Raw genomic sequence first — 2,749 nt, forward strand, 5'->3', positions numbered from 1 at the left:
CAATCAATGTGGCTCGATATTACAATTTTGAGCATCTGCATGGGAACATTGCGACAGGGCGGATTGCGAACATCAATATTTTAAGTAATGAGCTTGAACCTACACCGGTTTCAGTGCTGGCAAAGGGTCAGTGGGTGAAGCGTAACGGAGAGGCAATCGAAGTGACAAGCGAGCTGGACTGGTCCGAATTAGGGTTCGAGCCGTTAAAAATGGATTGGGAGCTGACGCTTGATGACATGCAGTTCTCGATGCCGTTTGGCATTAAAATGGAGAATTCGGTCATTACAAAACCATATTCCATTTCAATCGATGTGTCTGGTGATGAATTAGCCTCAAGTCATGATGAGTGCTTTTTCATGCTGATTGACCGGAATGGCGAATGGCGAATCAATACGATTTTAAAAGGCTTTGCGACTGATTTGCAAGGACTTGCGAGTTCATTCTCAAATACAGGTGACATTATCCTGATTGGCAAAAACAAGCGGGATATGATGGCTGCTTTTAACCGGATGAAGGAGCTTGGCGGCGGAATCGTTGCCTGCGAGAATGGAACGGCAATACGAGAGATTCCGTTAAGGCTGCAAGGGATCATGTCCAGCCATCCAGTTGGGGAGCTGATGGCGGAAGAAAAGAAGCTGCTGGAATATTTGAAGGAAAAGGGCTATAAGTTTTCGGACCCGATTTATTCCTTATTATTCTTCTCATCAACGCATTTGCCGTACATCCGGATCACACAGCGGGGCATCTATGATGTGATGAAAAAAACGGTACTCTTTCCAACGATAATGCGTTAAAATATAAAAGTGCAACAAGACATTTACAGCCATGAGACCAGGGAATTTACAGGGGTGGCGAGAATGATGAAAAAATGGATCGCTGTAACAGCGGCTATGATGATCCTTCTAGCCGGGTGCAGCAGTAAAGAGACAAAGACAGAAAATGAAACAACGAAACAACATAAAGAAAAAGAAGTTGAAGACGTTGTCAAAGAAGCAGAGAAGCTTCCATATCAGTTCCCGCTGACGGGAATTGGCACAAAAGCGGAGCCAGCCGGCAGAGCTATTGCGGTAGTCGTCAATAACCATCCAAAAGCTAGACCCCAGTCGGGACTTAATGAGGCGGATCTCATCTATGAGGTTTTGGCTGAAGGGGAAGTAACTAGGCTGGTTGCGATTTACCAAAGTAAACACCCTGAGAAGGTTGGACCCATCCGAAGTGCGAGGGAGTATTTTATCGACCTGGCTTTAGGATATGACAGCTTTTTTATAGCCCATGGCTACAGTCCTGAAGCCAAGGAAATGCTCGATCGCGGGGACATCGATAACATCAACGGCATCCAGTATGACGGTTCTCTTTTTAAGAGGGCAAGCTTCCGCAAAGCCCCGCACAATTCATATATCACATATGATAATATGATAAAAGGTGCTGAAAAAAGAGACTACGATATGGATACGGCACCGGCTTCTGCTGCTTTTTTAAGCAAGGAAGAATTCGATGGGCTTGAAGGTGCGGCAGCCAAGGATATCATGGTATCCTACGGAACGCCAGCATTCGATTTGATTTATGAATATGATGCTGAAGCCGGGAAGTATCACCGTTTTTCAGGGAATGAAGAAACAGCAGATCTCGATTCAAAGGAACCGGTGCTGATTGATAATCTTCTGGTCGTGCAAATGGATCACAAAATTGTCGATTCAGCTGGCCGCAGGGATGTTGATTTGAAATCAGGCGGTACTGGTTATCTGTTCCAAAAAGGCAAAGTCAATGAGATACAATGGAAAAATGAAGCTGGCAGGATTATCCCTTATAAGGATGGGGAAAAAGCTGGTTTCGTTCCCGGGAAAACATGGTTTAACATCGTCCCATCAATCAGCGATGTCTCATTCGACTCTGAACAATAGGCGATATTCGCAGAGTAAAATCAAAGCGGAAGCAGCCATAATAAAAAAATAAGAGTATATAAGGGGTATGACTATATGCAAATTGATAAATTAAGAGGAAAAGAATTAGATCAACTTTTCAATGCAATTTTATCGCTAAAAGATCTTGACGAAGCGTATCGCTTCTTTGATGATTTGGCGACAGTGAATGAAATCCAGTCACTGGCACAGCGCCTCGAAGTTGCCCGCATGCTTCGCGAGGGCAAGACTTACCATAAAATCGAGACAGATACAGGTGCAAGCACGGCAACGATCTCGAGGGTCAAGCGCTGCTTGAACTATGGCAATGATGCTTATGAGATGGCATTGGATCGTTTGAAGGAAGAAGAGAATGTTGCGAAGGAAGAGGCATAAAGCTCGCAGAAGCTAATTGCATGGATAAAAGGACAAAAACCGATTTGGTTTTTGTCCTTTTTTATTTTGTCTTCTGATTGATATTGCTCTGTCAAATAGTGACTGAATCAATTTTTTTAAAAGAATGGTTAGCTGAGTTTGATAGGAAGCTGGACATGCCTTTAGAGAGTGAATATTTTTTTCGTTAGGGATTAAACTAAACGAAAATATGGGATAAGGGGTTTATAATGACATCTTTACAGCCGATTAACTTCGATACAGCCAAAATGAATCCTACAGAAAAATTCACTTCTGTCGAAATGGCTAAGCTTTGGGCGACTTATATGGGCAATAGCATGTCGTCTGTGATTTTAAGGCATTTTCTTCAGCATGTGAAGGATGAAGAGATAAAGACATTGGTGGAGAATGCTTTAAGCTTAACGGAAGATTTCATGTCATCTATAAAAGGGTTTATG

4 protein-coding genes are annotated in these 2,749 nt (G+C 43.0%); all 4 read left to right on the top strand.

The features are described from left to right. Positions 1–794 (top strand): adenine deaminase C-terminal domain-containing protein (locus WB217_RS06005; RefSeq protein WP_423991597.1); only part of this gene is annotated, 794 nt, incomplete at its 5' end. 63 nt (positions 795–857) lie between these two features. Further along, positions 858–1,901, top strand: a complete 1,044-nt coding sequence (locus WB217_RS06010; protein ID WP_423991599.1) for a DUF3048 domain-containing protein — start codon at positions 858–860, stop codon at positions 1,899–1,901. Between the two features lie 75 nt (positions 1,902–1,976). After that, positions 1,977–2,294: a YerC/YecD family TrpR-related protein gene (locus tag WB217_RS06015; RefSeq protein ID WP_423991601.1), complete on the top strand. Its 318-nt coding sequence runs from the start codon at positions 1,977–1,979 to the stop codon at positions 2,292–2,294. 227 nt (positions 2,295–2,521) lie between these two features. Continuing rightward, positions 2,522–2,749, top strand: a 228-nt coding sequence (locus WB217_RS06020; RefSeq protein ID WP_423991603.1) for a DUF3231 family protein, incomplete at its 3' end; no start/stop codon positions are given.

The organism is Mesobacillus sp., assembly GCF_049588175.1.
Taxonomy (GTDB): Bacteria; Bacillota; Bacilli; order Bacillales; family Cytobacillaceae; genus Mesobacillus.

What these genes read in the sequence shown, in the direction of transcription:
- WB217_RS06015 (WP_423991601.1), top strand. Translation starts at nt 1,977, where the DNA reads ATGCAAATTGATAAATTAAGAGGAAAAGAATTAGATCAACTTTTCAAT.
- WB217_RS06010 (WP_423991599.1), top strand. Translation starts at nt 858, where the DNA reads ATGATGAAAAAATGGATCGCTGTAACAGCGGCTATGATGATCCTTCTA.